Genomic DNA, 23,378 nt, shown 5'->3' with positions numbered 1-23,378 from the left:
ACAAGTACCGTGAGGGAAAGGTGAAAAGCACCCCGACGAGGGGAGTGAAAGAGACCTGAAACCGGATGCCTACAAGCAGTCGGAGCCTCTTATGGGGTGACGGCGTACCTTTTGTATAATGGGTCAGCGAGTTTCTGTTTGCAGCGAGCTTAAGCCGATAGGTGTAGGCGTAGCGAAAGCGAGTCTGAATAGGGCGCTGAGTTGCTGGCAGAAGACCCGAAACCGAGTGATCTAGCCATGGCCAGGCTGAAGGTGCGGTAACACGCACTGGAGGGCCGAACCCACGCCTGTTGAAAAAGTCGGGGATGAGCTGTGGCTAGGGGTGAAAGGCCAATCAAACTCGGAGATAGCTGGTTCTCCGCGAAATCTATTGAGGTAGATCGTCAGGTGTTGACCCCGGGGGGTAGAGCACTGGATGGGCTAGGGGGGCCCAAAGCCTTACCAAACCTAACCAAACTCCGAATACCCGGAAGTTTAGCCTGGCAGACAGACGGTGGGTGCTAAGGTCCATCGTCGAGAGGGAAACAGCCCAGACCACCAGCTAAGGCCCCCAAATCGTGGCTAAGTGGGAAAGGATGTGGGGATTCCAAAACAACCAGGAGGTTGGCTTAGAAGCAGCCATCCTTTAAAGAAAGCGTAATAGCTCACTGGTCTAATAGAAACCCTGCGCCGAAAATGTAACGGGGCTCAAGCCACGTGCCGAAGCTGTGGGTGCATACTTTGTATGCGCGGTAGCGGAGCGTTCCGTAGGTCTGAGAAGGAGACGGGGTGACCCTCTCTGGAGATATCGGAAGTGCGAATGCTGACATGAGTAGCGACAAACAGTGCGAGAAACACTGTCGCCGAAAGTCCAAGGGTTCCTGCGCAAGGTTAATCCGCGCAGGGTGAGCCGGCCCCTAAGGCGAGGGCGAAAGCCGTAGTCGATGGAAACCAGGTGAATATTCCTGGGCCTGCTAGAAGTGACGAATGCGATATGTTGTCAGTCCTTAACGGATTGGGCTGGCTTTTGGAGCATTCCAGGAAATAGCTCTAGCGAATAGACCGTACCCGAAACCGACACAGGTGGACTGGTAGAGCATACCAAGGCGCTTGAGAGAACGATGCTGAAGGAACTAGGCAAATTGCTCGCGTAACTTCGGGATAAGCGAGACCCATGATTGGGCAACCATTTGTGGGTGGCACAGACCAGGGGGTAGCGACTGTTTAGTAAAAACACAGGGCTGTGCGAAGTCGAGAGACGACGTATACGGCCTGACGCCTGCCCGGTGCCGGAAGGTTAAGAGGAGGTGTGCAAGCACTGAATTGAAGCCCCGGTAAACGGCGGCCGTAACTATAACGGTCCTAAGGTAGCGAAATTCCTTGTCGGGTAAGTTCCGACCTGCACGAATGGCGTAACGACTTCCCCGCTGTCTCCAGCATCGGCTCAGCGAAATTGAATTCCCCGTGAAGATGCGGGGTACCCGCGGTCAGACGGAAAGACCCTATGAACCTTTACTGCAGCTTTGCAGTGGCATCAGAGACATTCTGTGTAGGATAGGTGGGAGGCTTAGAACCCGGGGCGCCAGTTCCGGTGGAGCCATCCTTGAAATACCACCCTGACTGTTTCTGATGTCTAACCGAGACCAGTAAGCCTGGTCCGGGACCCTGCATGGTGGGCAGTTTGACTGGGGCGGTCGCCTCCCAAAGTGTAACGGAGGCGCGCGATGGTGGGCTCAGGTCGGTCGGACATCGACTGTTGAGTGCAATGGCATAAGCCCGCCTGACTGTGAGAGTGACAGCTCGATCAGAGACGAAAGTCGGCCATAGTGATCCGGTGGTCCCGCGTGGAAGGGCCATCGCTCAACGGATAAAAGGTACTCTAGGGATAACAGGCTGATCTCCCCCAAGAGTCCACATCGACGGGGAGGTTTGGCACCTCGATGTCGGCTCATCACATCCTGGGGCTGGAGCAGGTCCCAAGGGTTCGGCTGTTCGCCGATTAAAGTGGTACGTGAGCTGGGTTTAGAACGTCGTGAGACAGTTCGGTCCCTATCTGCCGTGGGTGTTGGAGACTTGAGAGGATTTGTCCCTAGTACGAGAGGACCGGGATGAACAGACCTCTGGTGCACCGGTTGTCGCGCCAGCGGCACAGCCGGGTAGCTAAGTCTGGACGGGATAATCGCTGAAAGCATCTAAGCGAGAAACCCACCTCAAAACCAGGTCTCCCCGAGGGCCGTGATAGACCATCACGTCGATAGGCCAGATGTGAAAGCGCAGTAATGCGTGCAGCTAACTGGTCCTAATCGCCCAAAAGGCTCACTCACACAGCCCGCTTAAACGCAGGCAACACACATGCACAGCAATCATCCACTCAACACTCAATACACACTCCTCAGCACCAACCTCTCACGCCCACTACACCCCATCAGGGTGGACTGGACGACCTGGTGGCCATGGCGGGGATAGCTCCACCCGATCCCATCCCGAACTCGGCCGTGAAATGCCCCAGCGCCTATGATACTGCGTCTCAAGACGCGGGAAAGTCGGTCGCCGCCAGGTCTTCCAATCCACCTACACCACCGCGGGGTGGAGCAGCCCGGTAGCTCGTCAGGCTCATAACCTGAAGGCCGCAGGTTCAAATCCTGCCCCCGCAACCAACGATACTTGCGAATGACCATTCGCCACATTTCGCCGGGATCGTAGTGTGCGGTTCCCCGCAACCAACGATACTTGCGATACGAACGCATCAAGAACGCCACTGTCCGGATGGACCGTGGCGTTTTTCTTGTGCGCCGCGAACTGCAGGATTGCGGCCAGGTCGCCGCGCAGGATGATCGCCAGTTCGCCGTCGGCCGGCTGGAGCGTGATCTGCGAGACGAGCGTGCGCAGGCGCTCGGCCGCCTCGGTCTTCGTCTCTTCGGCCTGAAGGCTCTCGTAGAGAGACGCGATCCGTTGCTGGTAAATTTCCGCCATGTTCGGATGGAGAAGGGGAGGAGGCTCCTCGGTATTGGCAACCTTCTGTTCCAGTTCCTCCTTGCGGGCTTCGAGCACCGTCATTTTCTTCATGACCCGCTTGGAGGCCTCAATGTCATCTGAGGCAAGGATAAGATTCAGCAGTTTATCCAGCTCTCTGTCGATGCGAGGAATTTCATTCCGCATCGCTGCAAGGTCGGCACCCAGTTCCATGCGCATGCGGTTCACCTCGCGGGTGAACTCGTTGCAGAATTCCTTGAACAGTTCCGGTTCCATCAGATGCGTACGCAGACCGCTCAGGACAGATGCTTCCAGTGCGTCGCGACGGATGTTGAGCCGGTTATCGCAGGTGCCCTTGTTGCGTGCCGTCGAGCAGCCAAGAAGATCCTTCGAGATCATGCTGTAGCCACCGCCACAGCAGCCGCAGCGGATCAGTCCGGCAAAGAGATGGCGCGGACGGCGCCGCTCGCTGAGGGCTTCGTTTCCCCGTTCCGGCTGGCTGAAGGTCGTCTCGGCCTGGCGCGTCTTCACGGCGTCCCACAGATCCTGCTCGACGATCCGCAGCTCTGGCACGTCCTGAGTCACCCATTCGGATTCAGGATTCAGGCGTGAGACGCGCTTGCCGGTATCAGGATCCTTCAGATAGCGCAGCCGGTTCCAGACCAGACGCCCGACATACATTTCGTTGTTGAGGATGCCGGTGCCGCGTTCCCGATTGCCATGAATGGTGGACGGTCCCCATTCGCGTCCCTGCGGGCCTGGAACGCCGTCCCGGTTCAGTTCCATGGCGATCGTGCGCGAGGACTTGCCGCGCGTGTAATCGGTGAAGATCCGCCTGACCGTATGAGCCTCATCCTCATTGATGGTCCGGTCGCCGCGAATGCGCTCACCCTTCGCATCGAACTGGCGCACGACATCGTAGCCGTAGGAATTGCCACCGCCGGACTTGCCGTCCTCGACGCGCCCGCGCAGCCCTCGCCGGACCTTCTCAGCGAGATCCTTGAGGAACAGGGCGTTCATCGTGCCCTTGAGGCCGATATGCAGGTGTGTGACGTCGCCCTCGGAGAGGGTGATGATCCGCACGCCGGAGAAGGTCATCCGCTTGAACAGGCCGGCGATATCTTCCTGGTCGCGCGACAGTCGGTCCATGGCTTCGGCCAGTACGATGGTGAAGCGGCCGCGCGTGGCGTCCTGGATCAGTTCCTGTATGCCGGGGCGGAGCAGGGAGGCACCCGAGATCGCACGGTCGGTATAGCTGTCGACGATCGTCCAGCCCTGCTTCTCGGCGTGGAGGCGGCACAGGCGCAACTGATCCTCGATTGAGGCGTCACGCTGGTTCTCGGATGAATAGCGGGCATACAGCGCGACTTTCACAATCCCATCTCCCTAATCCTGGAGATCGCGCTGCCTCGCGGCCTCCACTTCAGCGTTGACGAAATCCCGTGCGGCCTGACGGGCCAGAAGCCGGACCAGACTGACCAGCCGCGGATCGGCGCCAGTACGTAACGGTGTCACGTTGGCGTCCGGGGCGTCGAGAACAAGCCGCAGCCTGCCCGCTATCGTATCGCGTTGGCGTGCCATCTTCCCGTCCTTTCTGCATGGACCTCTGGTTAGTTCTTACGGCACTGTGGATGTCGGACGGGATATGCGTGAACAGAAAAATGCGTGGAAACAAATGGATGGATCGTAAGAAGAGGGCTTTGGGATAGTCGCGAACACGCGCGGCTATCGCTGTCGGCACTATCACAAATTGGTGATGTTGCGACTATAATAGTCGCAATTTGTCGTGGTGCGTGTCGACTCGCAGATCGATTGGCGCAGAAAGAGCTTCCGTAAAGTCGTGTTCGTGCCATTCCGCGGATGCGATCTGGTCTCCGGTGGGGTTGGGAGAGAGGAAGAGGGAAGTGGGGTTTTCGTGACGGACTCAGGGGTGGGAGAGAGGCTTCCGCCCGTCCGTCACGGAGTGTCCCGCCATGGCGAGCGCCATCCAGAAAATCGCTCTCAATGCATCTCGTGATATCCCTTTCAACAAGCTGGTGCTGTCGCAGGCCAACGTGCGGCGTGTGAAGGCCGGCCTGTCGATCGAGGAACTGGCCCGCGATATCGAACGTCGCGGGTTGCTCCAGAGCCTGAACGTCCGGCCCGTCCTGAACGGGGAGGGGACGGAAACCGGGTCTTACGAAGTGCCGGCCGGCGGCCGACGCTTCCGCGCCCTCGAACTGCTGGTGAAGCAGAAGAAACTGGTGAAGACGGCCCCGGTGCCCTGCGTCGTGCGCGAGGCCGGATCGGCCATTCTCGCCGAGGATGATTCCCTGGCCGAGAACGTGCAGCGCGTGGCGCTGCATCCGCTGGACCAGTTTCGTGCCTTTCGCGACATGCTGGAGAAGGGCATGTCCGAGGACGAGATCGCCGCCGCGTTCTTCGTCATGCCGGCTGCGGTGAAACAGCGGCTGCGCCTCATGACCGTTTCGGACAAGCTGCTCGATATTTACGAGCAGGCTGGCATGAAGTTGGACCAGTTGATGGCCTTCTCGATCAGCGATGACCATGCCCGTCAGGAACAGGTCTGGGAGATTATTGCCCAGAGCCATAACCGTGAACCCTATGTCATCCGCCGCATGCTGACGGAAAAAACCGTGCGTGCATCGGATCGCCGCGTGCGCTTCGTCGGGCTGGATGTCTATGTTGCGGCTGGCGGCCCCATCATGCGTGACCTGTTCGAAGCCGACGATGGCGGCTGGCTGCAGGATCCGACCCTGCTTGATCGACTGGTCATGGAAAAGCTGGCGGCAGCGGCCGAGGAGATCCGCGCCGAAGGCTGGAAGTGGGTTGAGACGGCTCTGTCCTTTCCCTGGGGGCACACACGGGACTTCGTGGAGATCGAGGGCGCGCCGGTTGTGCTCTCGGAAGAGGAAGCCGCGCGTCTGACCGCGCTGCACAGCGAGCAGGAAACCATCGAGGCGGAATATGCCCAGGCTGATGAGTTCCCGGAAGAAATCGATATCCGGCTGGGCGAAATCGAGCAGGCCATCGAGGCGCTGGAAGAGCGCCCTGCGTCTTTCGATCCGGTGGATATGGCGCGGGCTGGTGTCTTCGTCAGCCTGGATACTGACGGCACGCTGCTGGTCGAGCGGAGTTTCGTCCGGCCGGAAGATATGCTGGTCGAACCTGAAGTCGATCACGACGAATCCGACGGATATGACGACGCCATTGATCATCGCGGCGATGGCGACGATGCCGAAGGGGACGGGAGGAAAGGAGTACCCGACGCCGAGCCCGAGGAAGAAGATGGACTGAAGCCGCTTTCCGATCGCCTGCTGACGGAACTGACGGCCTGGCGCACGCTGGCCTTGCGTGACGCTTTCGCGGCCAATCCGCATGTCGCGCTGACCGAACTGCTCCACACGCTGGTGCGCGATCTCTACTGGCAGGTTTCGGGCGCGGATTGCCTGGAAGCCTATGTCCGGGAAATCCCGCTGCAGGTCCATTCCCCAGACATGCCGGGCAGCCTGCCGGCCCATGCGCTGCGCCAGCGCAACGAGGGCTGGAAGCACGATCTGCCGGAGGACGAGGATGCACTCTGGCAGTGGCTCGATGGGTTGGACGATACCAGTCGCCTAGCCCTGCTGGCGCATTGCCTGTCCTTCGGGGTCAATGCGCTGCATGAATCGTCCCATGGTCCGTCTCTGGCGCGTAGCATCAGGGAGCGGCTGGCCCGCGCCGACCGTCTCGCCACTGCGCTCCGGCTCGACCTGGTCGACGCAGGCTGGCAGGCGACGGTGGAGAACTATTTCGGTCGCGTCACCAAGGCCCGTATCCTCGAAGCCGTGCGTGAGGCGTGGGGCGACGAGGCCGCCGACCGCATCGCACATCTGAAGAAGGCCGACATGGCACAGGCGGCCGAAAGGCTGCTTGAGGGCTCCGGCTGGCTGCCCGAAGCATTACGCACGAAAGGACTGTCCGCGCAGATGAAAACTGACGAAGCCCCCGATTACTCAGCAGACGGGCCTGCCGCGGTTGCTGCGGAATAGCATTTCCCTGAATGAAAATGGCGGCTTCCGGTCTCCGGGAGCCGCTTTTTTAATGCTGTCATGCTACTCGGCAGCCCTTCCGCTTTCGCCTCAACTTGGTCATAAAAAATCCAACGAATTGAGCCGAAAAGCGGACATGACCAGAGCAAACTGCTTTTGTCACTCAAGCCGACATAGGAATGTCTCATGTTCGGCGATGGGTGACCCACAAGCGTCATTTGGGCCTTGCAGGGGCAGCGCCCTCAGCGGATTACACAATCTCTCGAGAGTTGTTTTAGGCCGAAACGCGATATCCACACTCTTCCCATCCCATTTTATGTTATAATCCGCTCTGGAATAGGAGAAAATGCCTGTGATAAAGTTCTTGACAGAAACGAACGCAGAAAATGAGCAGTGAGTAATATGTTTCCTATTTTCTTTTCCGTCTCGTCGACAGATATTGCCTTTGCAGAAGAAGTTTCTAAGAAATTACCAGATGACTGGATTTATCTGTATTCAAAAACAGGGGAAGAGGGCGCGCACATGTGGGATGAGATTTCCCACAAAGAATTGCCGCAATCGCAAATTTTTATAATTTTCTGGTCTAAGAGTTACATAGCAGCAACAGGCTGTGTGCGCGAAATTTTACAGGCGAAAGATTTAGTTCAAAAGGCCTCGCTTAAACCACTTGTCCTACGATTGGATGATACCCCGATCACGTGGCAAGATGACCACGAAGAAGATGGAAAGCCCGTTTTCGAAGCTCTCGGAACCATGCTCCAATACAGGACGTCTTCGCCGAAGGTCACGGTCCAACAGGCGATCGACCTCGTTGAGCGTGTGGCTGAGCCTATTCTTCGGTCAGATCATCCGCGAATGCCGCGACATGATTTACAGCAGACCTTGAGCAGAGTTGTTAAGAAAGATCGATTTACCTATTACCCTGCCACATGGGTTTCAGGATTCAATGGCGTCGGACGAGAAACCCTGATCAGAGACTTCAGTCGCAGCTTCACGCCAAACGGGCGTGGATTTGTCATTGAAGTCAACGAAGCATCCTTGCCAAAACAGACATGGCTACGCATCGAAAGCCAAGCCTTTGGAGCTGACCATGAGCGTCTGAAACAGTTGAACGATTCGGTTGTCATTGATGAAATAAAGGCGGTGGCGGACACGATCGAGCGAGTTTTCGCTGCCGGAGACTATGTCATCTTGCGGCACAGTCGTATCGTTGAGGATCGAGTTGATTTGCCTGGGTGGCTGGACGATGTCGTGAATGCGTTGTCGCCAGCAACCCGTCCTAAACTCTTCATTATTTCGCAAATACCGCTGCTCGCAGAGCGCCGGGCCCGTTGTCGAGTATCGATCTCAGCTCAACGGGTTCCAGCTATTGAAGAACATCAATTGACTGAGTTTTGCTATCAACTGATCGGATATTTCGACAAGAACCCAGGGCGATGGGACGACGAGGAAATACAGAGTATCGTCCACGCATCGGGAGGATCTGTTGGATTTCTCGTTTCTCTCGTTCGTGCGGCCTCTGGGATGGAGGACTTCGATCAAATAGACAAATTAGTAGCAGCCGACAGCCACAATATGGCTGCTTCGATCACGACTTACGTACGCTGGGCCTTCTCGCAATTACGTGACTTTGAGGATGAGCAGCGGACACTTCTGTTTTTGAACGATGTGTCCCCTTGTGACATCATCGACCTTGAAAAAGCGATTTCTCCAAAAAGATCAATGTTTCGGGTTCTGGGAAAACTACTGGAACTTGGGCTGATAGAGCGGGAAAGCGAAAGTCTTTACCGCTTAACGCCATTGCTAGCTAATCGGCTAAATAGAGACCTGATCCGACCCAGTTTGCTCGTCTGGCAACGCGAGGCACTCGTCGGGTTTCTTAAGGAGCCGATCGAAATCTATGATAATGAGAACAGTTACCTGCGAATCGAGTCGCGGATTCAGGCGTCACTCCTAGCGCAAACCGATGAACTGCCGAATGGCGTTGCTAACTTTGTTTCCGCAGCCCATTGGTTTCAAGCGGGAATACGCTTGTATCATGCACGGCATCGGGAATCTGCATATAGGTTGCTGAAAAAGGCGTATTTGAAACGCGCCGAGTTCGTTACTGCGTCTCGAGTAGAATTGATCCGCTATTTTTGCCTTAGCGCAACCCGGAACAGAAAGTACGAGGATGCGGAGAAATGCATAATTTTACTAGACAATGTGCACCAGACTAGGGGCATGGCTTCTTTTTTGCGGGCCGATATGTTCGAATATAAGGGAAATTTTCCGCAAGCGGTTAAAGAGTACAAGCGCTCTATTCAGATTAATGAAGGCAAGGACCACCGGCTTGAGCGGACTTACCGACCGCTCATACGGTGTCTCTTGGCCTTGTCACACCCAGATTTCGTTGAGACGAAAAACTACGCCATCAAATGGCTTAAATTACGTCAGACTATTTTTAGTCTGAAGGCGCTTCCGCGCGTCTATTTGCACTGGAAGTATCGTGACCCGTCCAGCGCTCCGGCGGACATCAATCGGCTCTATAGCAATGCGCTGGCCGACCTCGAACGCGACCCCGGCGTTGGGAGCGCTCATTTCGAATTGAAGGCCGAAGAAGCCGAGTTTTCGGGTGATTTTGATGGTGCCGTGGATTACATGGAAAAAGCCATTGAAACAGATCCCCGTTTCGAATTGCGCAGCGAGCGCTGGCGGTTGATGGCAAAATCTGGTGTCTTGGAGCTCGCGAATCGGGCAATTGACGAGCTTGAGGCAGCACGAAATGACTCTAAATATAGAGACAACTGGCTGCCGTTTTTGCCAGCTCTTGCGGAAATCTATGCTATTGCGTTGAAAATAACGAAACAGTCATATGGTGCGTTAAACACATTTTCCCCCCAACTTTCGAGCGACGAAATCGGACACATCATAGCCCGCGTGAAGCGGTTGTCGTTGCCCGCCCGATGAAGTCCGTTGGCCAACAGCAGTCACAACTCTTCAGGATTAATGCCGGCTATTGGAAGCCAGCCCCAGTCCTTGGAACACCCGCCATGGGCGCCCAGCGGTCTCCACACGCAACAAAACGAACGGCAGAAATATCGCCTGAGCACTCCAAACCGGACCTTCTTGTTACCCCCCATTGCAGTCGTGATTTCCGGTAGGTGACGGGGACGCCGTGTTCCGGGATGAGGGGCTGGGTGTTTCTGCGGTTGGATGGGATCCCGCGTGGGAAGTGGTGATTAGAGGGAGAGGGTCGCTTCGCCTCTGGTGCCGAATAACCGGCAAGAGAGGAGAGTTCCCATGTCCGCTTCCATTCTGTCTTCCGCCCGCACGGGCTTCCGGATTGATCCCTCCCGTGGCGAACGCAGCGCCCGCGTATCGTCCGAGTGGTTCTCGCGCCCCGATGACGAGCGTTACCTGTCGCTGTCCGACCTGCATGCCGCCACGCTGGCGCGTGCGGATCGGGCCACGGCCCGCACGGTGGAAAGCCGCGCCATCCGTGTGGCAGCATCCCGCGACAATGCCGAGCGCCTGACCCTGACGGTGCCAGGACAGAATGACCCGATTTCTCCCACACACTGGTCCTTTGGCCAGATGTGCAGTCTTGTCGGTGCGCCATCATCGTACCTGCGCAATCTTCCGGCCCCACTGGCAGCGATCAACCTGCAGCACGGGCTGCTGTCGCACCGGGCCGAGCTGGTGAAAACACTGGAGACCGAAGACGGCCGCGTCGAACTGCGCGCCGTGACCGGCCCCGATTACGGCCGCATCTGGGACCATGAGCTGGTCGGCGCGGTGCGCAAGATCGCCGGTGACGGCACAGGCGATACCAACTGGAAGGTACCGGGTGTGATCGACTGGGCGACCATGACTCACAATCCCTATGTCGACATCACCAAGGAAACCACGACGCTTTACGCATCGGATCGCGATGTCTTCCTGTTTCTGGTCGATGATACGCATCCGATCGAGGCGGGCCGCCTGCCCAACGGCGATCCCGATCTCTATTTCCGGGGCTTCTACGCCTGGAACAGCGAGGTCGGTAGCAAGAGCCTCGGCATTGCCTCCTTCTACCTGCGCGGGGTGTGTCAAAACCGCCTTTTGTGGGGCGTCGAAAATTTCGAACAGATCACGATCCGGCATAGCAAGTTTGCAGCATCCCGTTTCGTGCATCAGGCGACACCAGCACTACGGAATTTCGCCACGGCCAGCCCGGCCTCGTTCGTCTCCGGCATTCAGGCATCACGTCGGGCGCTGGTCGCGAAAACTGACGAAGACCGCGAAAGTTTCCTGCGTCGTCGTGGGTTCTCCAAACCGGAAACAACCAGGATCATCGAAACAGTGCTGAACGAGGAGGGACGCAAGCCCGAGAGCGTGTTCGATTTCGTGCAGGGCATTACCGCACTGGCGCGGACGAAAGCCAATCAGGATACGCGGCTCGATCTGGAAGAGAAGGCCCGCAGGCTGATGGAGCGTGCTTCCTGAAAGCCGCTTTTCTGTCTTTCCGTAAAGACGTTTTTACGAGCCCGGCCCCTGCGCCGGGCTTTTTCGTTTCGGGAGTTCTTCTGATGGCTGATTTCTTCACGCATTTTTCCTGCGTGCTCGATGTGGGCACGGTGGAAAACGCTGCCAAGGCGCTCGACCTCTACAATGAATTCATCGACGAACTTGCGGCGGAAGACCCGCCCTCTGACGGCTTCATTCTGTCGATCGTGCCCGAATATGGCGGCACGAAACTCTGGATGCACGACGAGACAACCGGCGATCCGCAGCAGGTGGTGGAATTCGTGCTGCGCTGTGCGCGAACATTTCGGTTGCGGGGCCGGTGGGGGTTCCAGTGGGCCAATACGGCCTCCCGTCCCAGGATCGGCGCCTTCAGCGGTGGCGCGCATCTGCTTGACCTTGGCCGGCGCAAAACGATTTCATGGATGACCACCGATCACTGGTTGTCGAACGCCCTCGACGGAGGCGATCCCGACACAGGAGGGCAGGGCGATGACCTCGCATGATGCAGGCGATCTCGCGCGTCGTCTGGCGGAGAATGCGGAGGCGGTATGCCGGCGGTATCTTTCCGCCGGTCGCCGTCACGGCAATTACTGGCTGGTCGGTGACGTGCGGAATGCGCCCGGCCGGTCGCTGTTCGTCCGGCTCCACGACACCGCCAACGGCAGGGCGGGCAAATGGACTGACGCACAGTCCGGCGAGCATGGCGATCTGCTCGACGTGATCCGCGAAAGTCTCGGCCTGGTGGATTTTCGTGACGTGGCGGAAGAGGCGCGCGCCTTCCTCAGCCTGCCGCATCCTGATCCGGTACCGGCGTCACAGGATCGGCCTGTCCGTGAGCGTGGCTCCGCCAGTTCGTCCGAAGCCGCACGCCGGCTCTGGGCCATGTCCGGGCCGATCGCGGGCACGTCCGTAGAAGCGTATCTCCGCAGACGCGACATTACGCTTTTGCACGGAGCCGGAGCCCTGCGCTTCCATCCGCGCTGCTTTTACCGCCCGGACGAGGACAGTCCGACCGAGACCTGGCCTGCCATGATCGCCGCCGTCACTGACCTCGACGGCACTCTGACCGGCGTGCATCGCACCTGGCTGGCGGCGGACGGTCGTGGCAAGGCGCCGGTCGATCATCCGCGCCGCGCCTTGGGCGGGCTGCTCGGCCATGCCGTGCGTTTCGGGGTGGCATCCGATGTGCTGACCGCTGGCGAGGGGATCGAGACGGTGCTTTCGCTGCGGCAGGTTCTGCCCGATCTGCCATTGGCCGCCTGCCTGTCCTCCGCGCATCTCGCCGCCCTGATCTTTCCGCCGCTGCTGCGCCGTCTCTACGTGTTGCGCGATGACGACCCGGCCGGGGACCAGGCGCTGGCGACGCTGCACGCCCGCGCGGATGACGCCGGGATCGAGCTGATCGGTCTGTCGCCGCGGCTGGGCGATTTCAACGATGATCTCCGTGCCCTTGGACGTGGCGCGCTGCGAGCGATCCTGCATCCGCAACTCGCGCCATCGGACGTGGCACGGTTTCTGGAGGCCGCCGGCACTTGAGCGGGCCGGAAAGAAGGGCGGGCGGTTTCCGTCTTCTGTCAGCGGTTCTGTCGTGCCTCCCGTCCGGCAGGTCCGCGCCCCGGCCTTTCTGGTGGGGAGCGGGCGTCAGCCGGGCCGGGCCTGCAATGGCGGGAGCCGGCCATTTTCCGTCGCGCCCCCGGGGGGCGCTTTACATCGCGAGGCAAAATAGCCGTCCCCCTGCCATCCTTCGCTGTGCTGCGGCCGCGCGCGAGCGCGCGGTTCCGGCCCGTCCCTGGTCTGCCGCTATCCGCCCCCGGAAAGGCCGCGAAGGGCGCGGCCGGAGACCTGGGAGGACCGCATCATGACCCGCACCGACGATATCGAACCGCCGCACGCCGCTTCATCCACCGCCCATGTGCTGGCTGAACTCCAGATGTATGGCTACCGTCCCTTCGAGGACGAGCCGGATCCGAGGCCGCTGCCCGAAGCGCCGCGTATCGGGGGTGCGGTCGCCGACATCTTCGACGCCATCGCGGCGACCCTGACCGACACGCGGCTGGAACCCGACCTCGAAACCCTGCTCTGGTCCACTGTCAACATCTTCCATCGCATGGTCGGCCAGGTCGAACGGGAGCTGGACCGCAACGAAGTGGCGCAAAAACGCAGTCAGCAGGAGCAGGATGGCAGCGAGATCCGCTCGGTGGAACTGGAGCGCCTCATCGCCGAGGGGCTGACCCTGATCGAGCGCCGCAACGCCTACGAGATTTTCCGCGACGAGGCGCAGGAGCAGTTCGAACGCCTCACCATGTCAGTATGGCGCCCGAAGACCGGTTCGCTGGTGTCACGCCGCACCATGACGGCCTCCATGATCGACAGCCGCGACTTTCTCAACGCCCGACGCCGCGCCGAGGGCGAATTGCTGGTCCCGCCCGGTCCCAAGGTGGTCGTGACCGGTGGCCTCGACTTCGAGGACCATATCCTGATCTGGGACCGGCTCGACAAGGTGCGGGCCAGGCATCCCGACATGGTGCTGCTCCACGGTGGCTCGCCCAGAGGGGCCGAATTCATTGCCTCACGCTGGGCCGATCATCGCGAGGTCGTGCAGATCGCCTTCAAGCCGGACTGGACCAGGCATGCCAAGGCAGCGCCCTTCCGCCGTAACGATGCGCTGCTCGACACCATGCCGATCGGCGTCATTGTCTTTCCTGGAACCGGCATTCAGGAGAATCTGGCCGACAAGGCAAAGCGCCTCGGTATCCCGGTGCTGCGGTTCGGAGGCGGCGCGTGACAGGCTGTGTGGAAACCGTGCCGAGAAATCGGCACGGGTCTCGCGACCCGCATACGCAACGTCCTTGACTTGGTGAGGGGTTGCCGGTTTGCTTGGGACCATGTTTGGACCTCCCAATGCTGTGCAAATCAGAATCTCGATCGACGAAATTGAACCAGCCGTCTGGCGACGTCTCGTCGTGCCGAGTGAATGGAACCTTGAGCAGCTTCACCTCGCGATCCAGGCGGCCTTTAACTGGTGGAATTATCATCTCCACGAGTTCGAGATCGGGGGACTGCGTTACGGAGATGCCATTGAAGCCGCGGAAGGATCGGTCATCGGCGATCCACAGGTCTTTGACGAACGCGAGGTCCGGCTGCGCGATTTCCGCAGCGCGGGTGCGGCGTTCACATACCTCTATGATTTTGGCGATGACTGGCATCATACCGTGGAGATCGAAGAGCTGCTCTTCCTCGAAAGCGCTCCCCGGCACGCGACCTGCGTTGACGGCGCGCGTGCTCGTCCGCCCGAGGACGTCGGCGGCATTTCAGGCTATGAGCGGTTTCTGGAGGTACTCGGCGACCCCAAGGATCCCGAGCATCGGGAAACCAAGCTCTGGTGCGGCAGTCATTTCGATCCCGAGTGGTTCGACCTCGCGATCGTCGACAAAGATGTCCGAAGCGCATTGAAGCCGAATGTGAAGAGAAGGCTTCATCAGCCGAAGCCGAAAAAGCCCAAGTCGTAGATATCACCAATAAGCCGGGCGTGTTTTGACGTAGAGGTCAATGTTATCGATCGGGATCGGCTGCCGGATGTGCTACGATCCATGATCGGATAGCAGTATTGGACGCGTCATGTCTTATCTTGTGGGCACTGAAAGACAGCAGCCGAGCTTTCTTCCCCCGATCATCGACGAGTATGTCGCGCGGGATGCCCCCGTTCGTATTGTCGACGCTTTCGTCGATACGCTGGACTTCCGGGCGCTGGGCTTCGAGCGCTTTGCACCGGCTGCCACGGGCCGTCCCGGATACGATCCGCGCGATCTCCTGAAGCTGTATGTCTACGGATATTTGAACGAAGTCCGTTCATCCCGGCGCCTGGAACGCGAATGCCGGCGCAACGTGGAACTCATGTGGCTGGTACGGCGCCTGGTTCCGGACCACAAAACGATTGCCGACTTTCGAAGGGACAACGGCGCTGCGATTGTCGGAGCGTGCCGGGCCTTCGTTCTGTTCTGCCGCGACCAAGGCTTGTTCGCAGCCAAGCTGGTCTCGATCGACGGAGCGAAGTTCCGTGCAGCCGCCAGTCAGAACCGGGTCCTCGACCGGCAGAGGATTGAGGAGGAGACCGCGAAGGTCGAGGCGGGGATCGCTTCATATCTCACCACGCTCGACCAGGAGGACGACACCGAAGTCGCGACCGATGACGGTTCGGCCGTCGATGCTTTGGAAGCATTGAAGAACCGTAAAGCGGAACTCGAGCGTTTGGCTTCATGTCTTGATCGGGACGATCGCAAGCTGGTGGTCGATGGCGAACCGGAGGCGCGACCGATGGGCTTCGGAGCAGGCGGAAAGCCGCCATCCTACAATGTGCAGATCGCCGTGGACGCCGACACCGGGATCGTCATCCATCACGCCGTTACCGACGAGGTGAATGATCTGCGCATGCTTCACCCTATGTCGATGGCGGTGAAGGAGGTGCTTGAGCGACAGGAACTGACGGTTGTGGCCGACACCGGCTACTCCAACGGCAATGCTGCGGCAGCTTGCGAGAATGACAACATCGTGGCTTGCGTGCCGGTTAAGCGCTCCGTGAACAACCGGGGAGATGGAGGCTGGTTCTCTCGTTCGGACTTCGTGTACGACGAGGAGATGGATCAGTTTACGTGCCCTGCCGGGCGTGTTCTTTCGCGAAAAAGTCGGGTGACGCGTCATAGTATCTTCTACGCGGCCCGAAACTGCCTCGGGTGCGATCTAAAATCCCGGTGTACGACGGCACGGAATCGATCCGTGACCCGCCACGTCCACGAGGATGCATTGGAACGCATGGTTGCCCGTGTCGCGGCATCACCCGACTTGATGCGCCAGCGGCGGTGTTCGGTGGAACATCCGTTCGGCACCATAAAGAGGATGATGAGCGGCCGTTTCCTGACTAGGGGCATGGCAGGAACCCGCACCGAGATGGCGTTATCGGTGCTGGCGTTCAACATGATCCGCAGCGTCAACCTGCAAACCGCCTCGAGTTGAGGCGAACGAACCTTTGCTCTGGCCAATCAGGTCAAGCAACACGGCAGCGCGCTGCTACCGTGCCGATTTCTCCGCACAGTTTCCACACAGCCTGGTGAGCGCCGTCGTCAGTCCGGGTTGCCCGTGACCGCGATCCGCGCGGCACGGGCATAGAAGACCAGTTCGGTATCGCCGGGCACCAGAAGATCGAGCAGGCCCTTCATGTCCTGCATGTCCGAATGGGACTGAAATGGCCCCGGCTGCCGCTCGATCGCCAGCACTGCAATGGCGAGCGCCTTTTTGACCAGATGCAGCTCGCGTCCCGTAATTTCCGCCATGATGTCCTCTCCCTGAGAGACGATAACGATGCACGTCCGCGTGCCGGACGCCAGTACGATTCTCGTTCCGTCGACACATCGTTTTCGTTATGATGCGGGTTGCGCCGTGGTGGTGGTGGCAGGCGCGACCGTCAGATCATGTCATCTCTACGGGAGCCGCCACCATGGTGATCTTCGCACCTTTCCTGATCGTCGCCGGCATCGGATTTTTCTGCTGGCTCATGTTCACGCTCGCGGTCTTCGCCTTTCCGTTTGCCGGCGGGCTGTATGCCGGGCTCTGGGCGTTCCATACCGGCGCCGGAGTAATCGGCGCCCTGATCGTCGGCGTCATGGCGGGCATTGCGACTTTCACGGTCGGCCAGATTGCACTTGCCTGCGCACCGTGGCTCTGGCTGCGAGGGCTGATCGTCCTGCTCTATACGGTGCCCGCCATCATTGCCGGCTTTAGCGCCACGCACGGCCTCGCCCAGATGATGATGCCGTCCGCAATTTGGCAGCTCTTCTTTTCGGTGATCGGCGCCATCGCGGTCGGCATCACCGCGTTCGTCCGCTTTACCGGCATGGCCCCGCCCGAACCGGCTGGCGGGAGCATCGCGTGGGTCTGACCGCCTATGCGGTAGTCGGCGGGCAGGCATGGATCAGGCATCTGCCTGTCTTTCCACGTCATCGAGAGGCGGGGAGCGATGGGCAGCGAAGCGCGGATGCGACGCGCTGTTCCTGATACGGCTCGCCTGTTGGAGAATCCGGACGGACGCTCTGATTGCCCGGAGGCCGATCGCAACGGGGAAAGTCGGGCTTGTCCGGCGAGGCGCTTTCCCAGAACGGGCCGTGTGCAGGGGTGGAAAGCAGGCATGACGAAGCCGTCCCCTTCGTAGCCGACACTTGCGTGGCGTGCGGGTCGCCATAGTTCTCCGTGACGTGTGCTCTGTCGGGCCGCGCACGCATATGGCCTCTGAAAATGGCTGATCTAGCCGGAGGGCGGCTTCGCCTCGATCGGCTATGGCGCAACAGCGGGCCATAATTTTCTTCCCCTGACGGCTGCGCCGTCATTCCTCGCGCATCAAGAAAATTCCGTCCCGCCGTCCTCCGCTGCGCTTCGGTCCCTGCGGGATGCGCCGCCGCTCGCCTCCGTCTGTCCGATCGCCATCGAGGCCGCAATGGTGCGGGCTCGGTAACAGAGATCACGGAGCAGTATCATGGCCACCATCGGCACTTTCAAGAAAGTCGGCAACGGGTATAACGGCGAGATCGTCACCCTGTCGCTCCAGACCCCCAACGTCCGTATCGCCCCCGAGACCACGCGCGCGAACGACAATGCCCCCAGCCACCGCGTCTTCGTCGGTCGGGTGGAGATCGGAGCGGCCTGGTCCCGGCGCTCCAACGAGGGGCGCGACTATCTGAGCCTCAAGCTCGACGATCCGAGCTTCAACGCCCCGATCTTTGCCAATCTCTTCGATGACGAGGACGGTGAGGGCTACAGTCTGATCTGGTCCCGCCCCAACGGTCGCCGCAACGGCGACTGAGGTGCCTGCGATCCCCCGCCCGGCCGGTCCGGGCGGGGCCTTCGTATGATCGATCGGGAACCGGCACGTGGGCGCCCCCATCGCGCCGTGCCCGATCCGCTGGTGTGCGGGCAAGAAAGGGGAACAGGGCTTCCCTCAGTCTTCCCATTGTACCATGCCCGGCGTGAACCGCCTCAAGGACGCGCGGTCCCCCCAATTTTGCCCGAGCCTGCCTGCCTGCCGGCCGTCTCGAACAAAATCGGCTCCCCCGCGCGCCGCTGGCGCGGTCGCCTGCGGCGATCCCTGACCCGGTTCACGCGTGCATGAGGCAACGGCCTGTCTTCGACAAACGAAAGGAGCAGGACGATGACCACGCTACACGACCACATCCAGATGCTGCGCGCCGAACTGACCAGCTTTCACCTGAGCCACCGGGAGCGCCAGCAGATCGAGCGCGAACTGAAGCAGGCATGTGCGCAATTCGCGGCGGACCGCCCCGATGAGACACCCCCCGCATAGCGCGGGGGGCTTTTCGTATGGTCGCCCAGACTTTCGGACATCCAGACGCCGGTTCCTCTTTTCCATCATCCTGAAAGAACGCTGTTGAATCTCTCCAATACGACTATTATAGTCGTATTTCTGGTGTGCATGCCCCGCGTGTCGGATGTGATCATGGATGATCACTGGCCGACAGGTACGGGCAGCGCGGGCACTCCTGAACTGGACGCAGGAACGGCTCGCCGAACAAGCCCTTGTAGCATTGACTGCGCTGAAGCGTCTCGAATCCGAGCGTGGTCTCGGCGTCCATGAGGGCACGGCCGACCAGGTCCGCCGTGCGCTGGAGGCGGCGGGCATCCTGTTCATCGAGTCCGGACAAGGACGCGGCGTCATGTTTCTTCACGAGACTTCCGGTAATGAAACGCGGCAGGCTAGGGTGCGTCGCGTTCGTTCTCCGACCTGATCGGACCCGTCATGCAGAAGCCCCCACTCGACCCGACCGTTGCCGACAACGCCCCGGAGGCGTCCTGTCTCACCGGCTATGACGAACAGCACCTGATCACGTATCTCCGCCTGCTGGACGCCGAGGCCGACGGTGCGGACTGGCGCGAGGTTGCCCGGATCGTGCTCCACCGCGACCCGGCGGCCGATCCCGAGGGCGTCCACCGCTGCTGGCACAGCCATCTGGCGCGGGCGCACTGGATGACCGAGCATGGCTACCAGCATCTCCTGCGAGGGGGCGCCCCCCACTGATACCCTGAATCGTTGCGTGATCCGCAAGACCTGTTGCAGGACCGGGGCGTAGCGGGCAGCCGGATGGTCTGGCATACTCTCGCGAGCAAGTGCTTGCCCTGTTCCCACCCGTTACGCATCGGAGACGACGCCATGAGCCGTGCCAACTGGCGGTCGGCAGGCGCGTACGAGGGCCTGCGGTCGCTCGACGCCCCTGCCTTTGCCTTGCAGTTTGTCAGCCGTAATCGCGATTTTATCCGCGAGCGGGCAGCCCTTCAGCGTGTCGCGCGGCGGGGCGCCCTGATGCAGCCGGATGCCGAGGCTTTCGCCCGGCGCTGGGGGTTGCGATTTCGAGAGTGTCCGCACGGCCCTCGATCCGCGTACCGCCCGCTGGACTGTTGCGGTATCGCCGGCCGTGATTGCGATTGTCCCCCTGCCGACAGCACTGGCTGACGCATCGTATCATCCGGTCTCCCTCGCTCGGGCAGAACTGCCGCCTGATATGGCGGGAGAAGTGCTGGTCGAGCAGGGGGAGATGATCCTGCGGCTGTACGTCCTGCCGCCTGACGGGGCTCAGCTCGGCGTGCTCCTGCCGCTCGACGCGCTGTTCGAGGTGCGTGTCCAGGCCGCCTTGCGGCTCTGGCGCGTCCTCAACGGACGCCCACCTGGTCGCGATCCGGCCAGTCTGTCATCCGATCGCATCAGCAGGCTGATCCTGGCGCTCCGTACGCTCGACGGTCTGGATAGCGGGGTTTCGCAGCGCGGGGTCGCCAGTGTTCTGTTCGGCCAGAAGGTTTCCGCACGGGACTGGCTTTCGCACGATCTGTATTTCCGCATGAAACGGCTGGTGCGTTTCGCGCGGGGGTTGACCGATGGGGGATACCATCGGCTGCTGCGTCATCCGTTTCGGGGACGATAGCGAGACGGGCTATGGCCGTGGTGGTGGGTCTTCCGGGGTCGCCCTGGCAACAATGGTCAGCGTGCCGTCGGGCAACGGTCGCTGCAAGCGCAGGGCATCGTCGATCGGTGCTGCCATCCAGCGGTCGATCTCCTCCCCGGTGGTCAGGATCACCGGCATGGCCTCGGGATGAATGGCTCCGACTTCGTGGTTCGGCTTTGTCGTAAGAAAGCCGAACAGGTCGTCCGTCGTCTCTCCATCCTTCGCCTTGCGCACGGACGTCCACCGGCACCAGATACCGGCAAAGAAAGCGAGTGGACGCGTCTCGCCGAACGCGAACCAGACCGGCGGCCGGGAACCGTCCGGCTGCGGTTCGGGCTCGGCGAAGCTGGTAAAGGGTACGACGCAGCGATGCACGACATCGAGCCACGGCCGCCAATGCGGCGACTGCGGATTGCGGATGTTGGTCACGCCCCGATCGACCGTCTTGCCGGCGAGATAGCGGGGCGGCGTCGGCATCCCCCAGCGCGCCATCATCAGCTCGCGCCCGTTCTCGCCGTTCCGCACGATCGGCGCCATCATATTTGGATAGACACCGGGCAACGGCGGCAGATTACCGGCACGGTCGACCATCACTTTCGCGAGGTCGCGGATCGCCTGCTGATTGGTCGTCATCGAAAACAAATTGCACACGCGAAGGCTCCTCAGGACCACATGCCGCGCAGCCGAGCACCCATGTCGATCCGAACGGATTTCACCGCCTCCTGCCGGGCCTGCTCCTCGGGCGCCACAGCCGACCATGAGGTCGCGTGGAACAGCGGCAGCATCTCGCGGATTATGAATCGCGTCCGCGCGGCATAGACATGCCGGTCGCCTAGGCCCTGCCCGTGGACATAGAAACGCTGCGGGACCATCAGGTCGAGGGAATCCTTCGCCCGCGTCATGGCGACATAGAGCAGGCGGCGTTCTTCCTCGATGTCGTCGCGCTCGCCGGTGGCGAGGTCCGACGGGATGCAGCCATCCACCACGTTCAGCACGAACACGTTCTTCCATTCCTGCCCCTTGGCTGAATGAATGGTCGAAAGGATCAGATAATCCTCGTCCAGTAGCGGTACGCCGGCCTGATCGGAGGTCGCATCCGGCGGGTCAAGCGTCAGCTCGGTAAGAAATTTTTCCCGTGAAGGATAGCCTCCCGCGATCTGTTCCAGCTGCACCAGATCCGCCTGCCGCATGGTCGCATCCTCGTGCAGCCGTTCCAGATGCGGCTCGTACCAGACGCGCGCGGCGGCGATCTCGCCCGGCCAGCCCGTCTTGCCGCCGCCGAGGGCCGCGACCGTTTCCACGAAACTCGGCCAGGCATCGCCGCTCCGCGCGGGCGCCTTCGTCTCCGCCAGCGCCTCGAACGGGCGATCGGTTTCACCCAGCGTATCGAGCACCCGTCGCGCGGAGGTCGGCCCCACGCCGGGTAGAAGCTGAAGCACCCGGAAGCCCGCAATCCGGTCACGCGGGTTCTGGGCAAAACGCAGCAGAGCCAGCACGTCCTTCACATGCGCGCTGTCCAGAAACTTCAGGCCGCCGAACTTCACGAACGGGATGTTCCGCCGGGTCAACTCGACTTCCAGCGTGGCGCTGTGATGCGAGGCGCGGAACAGCACCGCTTGTTCTTTCAGCGCCGTGCCGCCCTCGCGCTCCTCCAGCACCCGGCCCGCGATATAGTCCGCCTGCGCGGTGTCGTCGGCGATCGTCACCAGACGCGGACGTTCGTCGGACGCGCGTTCGGTCCAGAGATCCTTGGTGAATCGTTCATCGGCTTCCCCGATCACCGCGTTCGCGGCATCGAGGATCGGTTTCGTGGAGCGGTAGTTCCGGTCCAGCGTCACGATGCGCGCCGGCGGATCGAAGTGGGCCGGGAAGTCGAGGATGTTCCGCACCGTCGCCGCCCGGAAGGCGTAGATGCTCTGCGCGTCATCGCCCACCACCGTCAGACCGCTCCCGTCGGGTTTCATGCCGAGGAGGATGTCGGCCTGGAGCCGGTTCGTGTCCTGATACTCGTCAACGAGGATATGGTCCCACTTTCCGCCGATATCGGCGGCCAGCACCGGCTCGACCACCATCTGTGCCCAAGCCAGCAGCAGGTCGTCGTAATCCAGCACGCCCTGCGCCTGCTTGACCGCGACATACCCGCCGAAGAGCTGTTTGAGCTGCGCTTCCCATCCGGCGCACCACGGATAATGCTTCAGCAGCACATCGCCGAGTAGCGCGCCGGAGTTCGCGACACGGGAATAGATGGCGAGGCACGTCCCCTTGGCGGGGAAACGCTTCTCGGTCTTCGAGAAGCCGAGATCGTGTCGGACCAGGTTCATCAGGTCGGCGGAATCTTCGCGGTCATGGATCGAGAAGGACGGATCCATGCCGATCTGCTCCGCGTATTCCCGCAGCAGCCGGGCGCCGACGGAATGGAACGTGCCGGACCAGGCCAGCGCGTCGGCCAGTGTTGCGGCCTTGTCGCCGAGAACGGCGCGGCAGATGCGCTCCACGCGCCGTGTCATCTCGGTGCTTGCGCGCCGGGAGAAGGTCAACAGCAGGATACGGCGCGGATCAGCACCTGTGGCGATCAGGTGCGCGACCCGATGCGCCAGCGTGTTGGTCTTGCCCGACCCGGCACCTGCGATGACCAGCAGCGGAGATGCTTCGGCCGCGACTCCGGCGCCATGCGTGACGGCCTCGCGCTGGGCCGGATTGAGCCGGGCGAGCGGATCGTCAGTCGCCGTTTCGGCGGAAATCTTTGGAGTCAAATCCTTACGCCATCCTCATTCGCGATCCGCTCGCCTCTTCGCCGGGCATCCTGCCATGCCTGTCGGAATTATGCCTTGACTTTCGCCGCCGATCCAGAACAAAGCACGAACATATAATCCGGTGAGGGCGACCGAAGGCCGAGCAGAGGATCGAG

General features: G+C 60.7%; 20 protein-coding genes, 1 tRNA gene and 2 rRNA genes (1 of these 23 running past the window's edge). 18 read left to right on the top strand and 5 right to left on the bottom strand.

Annotated elements, in window-relative coordinates:
* The 3 genes from AAC691_RS09345 to AAC691_RS09335 all read left to right on the top strand — a co-directional run.
* Positions 1-2,303 (top strand): 23S ribosomal RNA (locus AAC691_RS09345) (it extends 438 nt beyond the left edge of the window).
* Between the two features lie 119 nt (positions 2,304-2,422).
* Positions 2,423-2,538, top strand: a 5S ribosomal RNA gene (gene rrf, locus AAC691_RS09340).
* 21 nt (positions 2,539-2,559) lie between these two features.
* Positions 2,560-2,636 (top strand) — tRNA-Met (locus tag AAC691_RS09335).
* Here the strand turns inward: AAC691_RS09335 and AAC691_RS09330 are convergent.
* Both AAC691_RS09330 and AAC691_RS09325 read right to left on the bottom strand, forming a co-directional pair.
* Entirely contained in the window at positions 2,593-4,326 is a 1,734-nt protein-coding gene (locus tag AAC691_RS09330; RefSeq protein ID WP_342630175.1) for a recombinase family protein, read from the bottom strand. The two genes, AAC691_RS09335 and AAC691_RS09330, sit on opposite strands and share 44 nt — an antisense overlap.
* A gap of 12 nt (positions 4,327-4,338) precedes the next feature.
* Entirely contained in the window at positions 4,339-4,533 is a 195-nt protein-coding gene (locus AAC691_RS09325) for a hypothetical protein (protein WP_062454484.1), read from the bottom strand.
* Positions 4,534-4,925: 392 nt separating this feature from the next.
* Here AAC691_RS09325 and AAC691_RS09320 point away from each other — a divergent pair, with 392 nt between their 5' ends.
* The 8 genes from AAC691_RS09320 (at position 4,926) to AAC691_RS09285 (ending at position 16,481) form a co-directional block, all read left to right on the top strand.
* Positions 4,926-6,983 carry a ParB/RepB/Spo0J family partition protein gene (locus AAC691_RS09320; protein ID WP_342629846.1) on the top strand — a complete coding sequence of 686 codons (2,058 nt, stop codon included), beginning with the start codon at positions 4,926-4,928 and terminating at the stop codon, positions 6,981-6,983.
* 393 nt (positions 6,984-7,376) lie between these two features.
* Positions 7,377-9,932 carry a hypothetical protein gene (locus tag AAC691_RS09315; protein WP_342629845.1) on the top strand — a complete coding sequence of 852 codons (2,556 nt, stop codon included), beginning with the start codon at positions 7,377-7,379 and terminating at the stop codon, positions 9,930-9,932.
* 333 nt (positions 9,933-10,265) lie between these two features.
* Positions 10,266-11,450 (top strand): DUF932 domain-containing protein, encoded by a 1,185-nt coding sequence (locus AAC691_RS09310; RefSeq protein ID WP_342629844.1) that lies wholly within the window; start codon positions 10,266-10,268, stop codon positions 11,448-11,450.
* Positions 11,451-11,533: 83 nt separating this feature from the next.
* Positions 11,534-11,974, top strand: coding sequence for a hypothetical protein (locus tag AAC691_RS09305; RefSeq protein WP_342629843.1), 441 nt, complete (start codon positions 11,534-11,536; stop codon positions 11,972-11,974).
* The gene (locus AAC691_RS09300) at positions 11,961-13,007 is read left to right on the top strand and encodes a toprim domain-containing protein (RefSeq protein ID WP_342629842.1); all 1,047 of its coding nucleotides are present in this window, start codon (positions 11,961-11,963) and stop codon (positions 13,005-13,007) included. The genes AAC691_RS09305 and AAC691_RS09300 overlap by 14 nt, the downstream gene beginning before the upstream one ends.
* A 322-nt stretch (positions 13,008-13,329) precedes the next feature.
* Complete coding sequence (locus tag AAC691_RS09295; protein WP_342629841.1) at positions 13,330-14,256, top strand: DUF2493 domain-containing protein; 927 nt, start codon at positions 13,330-13,332, stop codon at positions 14,254-14,256.
* A 100-nt stretch (positions 14,257-14,356) separates the two neighbouring features.
* Positions 14,357-14,980: a plasmid pRiA4b ORF-3 family protein gene (locus AAC691_RS09290; protein WP_342629840.1), complete on the top strand. Its 624-nt coding sequence runs from the start codon at positions 14,357-14,359 to the stop codon at positions 14,978-14,980.
* A 109-nt stretch (positions 14,981-15,089) separates the two neighbouring features.
* Positions 15,090-16,481, top strand: a complete 1,392-nt coding sequence (locus AAC691_RS09285) for an IS1182 family transposase (RefSeq protein WP_342629839.1) — start codon at positions 15,090-15,092, stop codon at positions 16,479-16,481.
* A gap of 107 nt (positions 16,482-16,588) precedes the next feature.
* On the opposite strand, the gene AAC691_RS09280 is transcribed toward AAC691_RS09285, so the two are convergent.
* Entirely contained in the window at positions 16,589-16,798 is a 210-nt protein-coding gene (locus tag AAC691_RS09280; RefSeq protein ID WP_342629838.1) for a hypothetical protein, read from the bottom strand.
* A gap of 164 nt (positions 16,799-16,962) precedes the next feature.
* On the opposite strand from AAC691_RS09280, the gene AAC691_RS09275 reads away from it, so the two are divergent.
* From AAC691_RS09275 to AAC691_RS09245, 7 genes are all read left to right on the top strand, one after another.
* Complete coding sequence (locus AAC691_RS09275) at positions 16,963-17,403, top strand: hypothetical protein (protein WP_342629837.1); 441 nt, start codon at positions 16,963-16,965, stop codon at positions 17,401-17,403.
* A 591-nt stretch (positions 17,404-17,994) separates the two neighbouring features.
* Positions 17,995-18,321, top strand: a complete 327-nt coding sequence (locus AAC691_RS09270; protein WP_034931914.1) for a DUF736 domain-containing protein — start codon at positions 17,995-17,997, stop codon at positions 18,319-18,321.
* 345 nt (positions 18,322-18,666) lie between these two features.
* A complete protein-coding gene (locus tag AAC691_RS09265) occupies positions 18,667-18,819 on the top strand; it encodes a hypothetical protein (protein ID WP_342629836.1) in 153 nt (50 codons plus the stop codon).
* A gap of 157 nt (positions 18,820-18,976) precedes the next feature.
* Positions 18,977-19,261: an XRE family transcriptional regulator gene (locus tag AAC691_RS09260; RefSeq protein WP_342629835.1), complete on the top strand. Its 285-nt coding sequence runs from the start codon at positions 18,977-18,979 to the stop codon at positions 19,259-19,261.
* A gap of 11 nt (positions 19,262-19,272) precedes the next feature.
* On the top strand, positions 19,273-19,551 hold the full coding sequence (locus AAC691_RS09255; protein WP_342629834.1) for a DNA -binding domain-containing protein: 279 nt from the start codon (positions 19,273-19,275) through the stop codon (positions 19,549-19,551).
* A gap of 63 nt (positions 19,552-19,614) precedes the next feature.
* Positions 19,615-19,983, top strand: a complete 369-nt coding sequence (locus AAC691_RS09250; protein WP_342630174.1) for a transcriptional regulator domain-containing protein — start codon at positions 19,615-19,617, stop codon at positions 19,981-19,983.
* Positions 19,984-20,032: 49 nt separating this feature from the next.
* Positions 20,033-20,449, top strand: a complete 417-nt coding sequence (locus AAC691_RS09245; protein ID WP_342629833.1) for a DUF2285 domain-containing protein — start codon at positions 20,033-20,035, stop codon at positions 20,447-20,449.
* Between the two features lie 9 nt (positions 20,450-20,458).
* Here the strand turns inward: AAC691_RS09245 and AAC691_RS09240 are convergent, their stop codons facing one another.
* Both AAC691_RS09240 and AAC691_RS09235 read right to left on the bottom strand, forming a co-directional pair.
* The gene (locus AAC691_RS09240) at positions 20,459-21,121 is read right to left on the bottom strand and encodes an SOS response-associated peptidase (RefSeq protein WP_342629832.1); all 663 of its coding nucleotides are present in this window, start codon (positions 21,119-21,121) and stop codon (positions 20,459-20,461) included.
* An 11-nt stretch (positions 21,122-21,132) separates the two neighbouring features.
* Positions 21,133-23,223, bottom strand: a complete 2,091-nt coding sequence (locus AAC691_RS09235; protein ID WP_342629831.1) for an ATP-dependent helicase — start codon at positions 23,221-23,223, stop codon at positions 21,133-21,135.
* Positions 23,224-23,378 lie beyond the last annotated feature (155 nt).

Origin of the sequence: Nguyenibacter vanlangensis (assembly GCF_038719015.1) — a bacterium.
Classification (GTDB): domain Bacteria; phylum Pseudomonadota; class Alphaproteobacteria; order Acetobacterales; family Acetobacteraceae; genus Gluconacetobacter; species Gluconacetobacter vanlangensis.
Note: the sequence above shows the minus strand (reverse complement) of the source record. Positions and strands in the feature narration are given on the sequence as shown.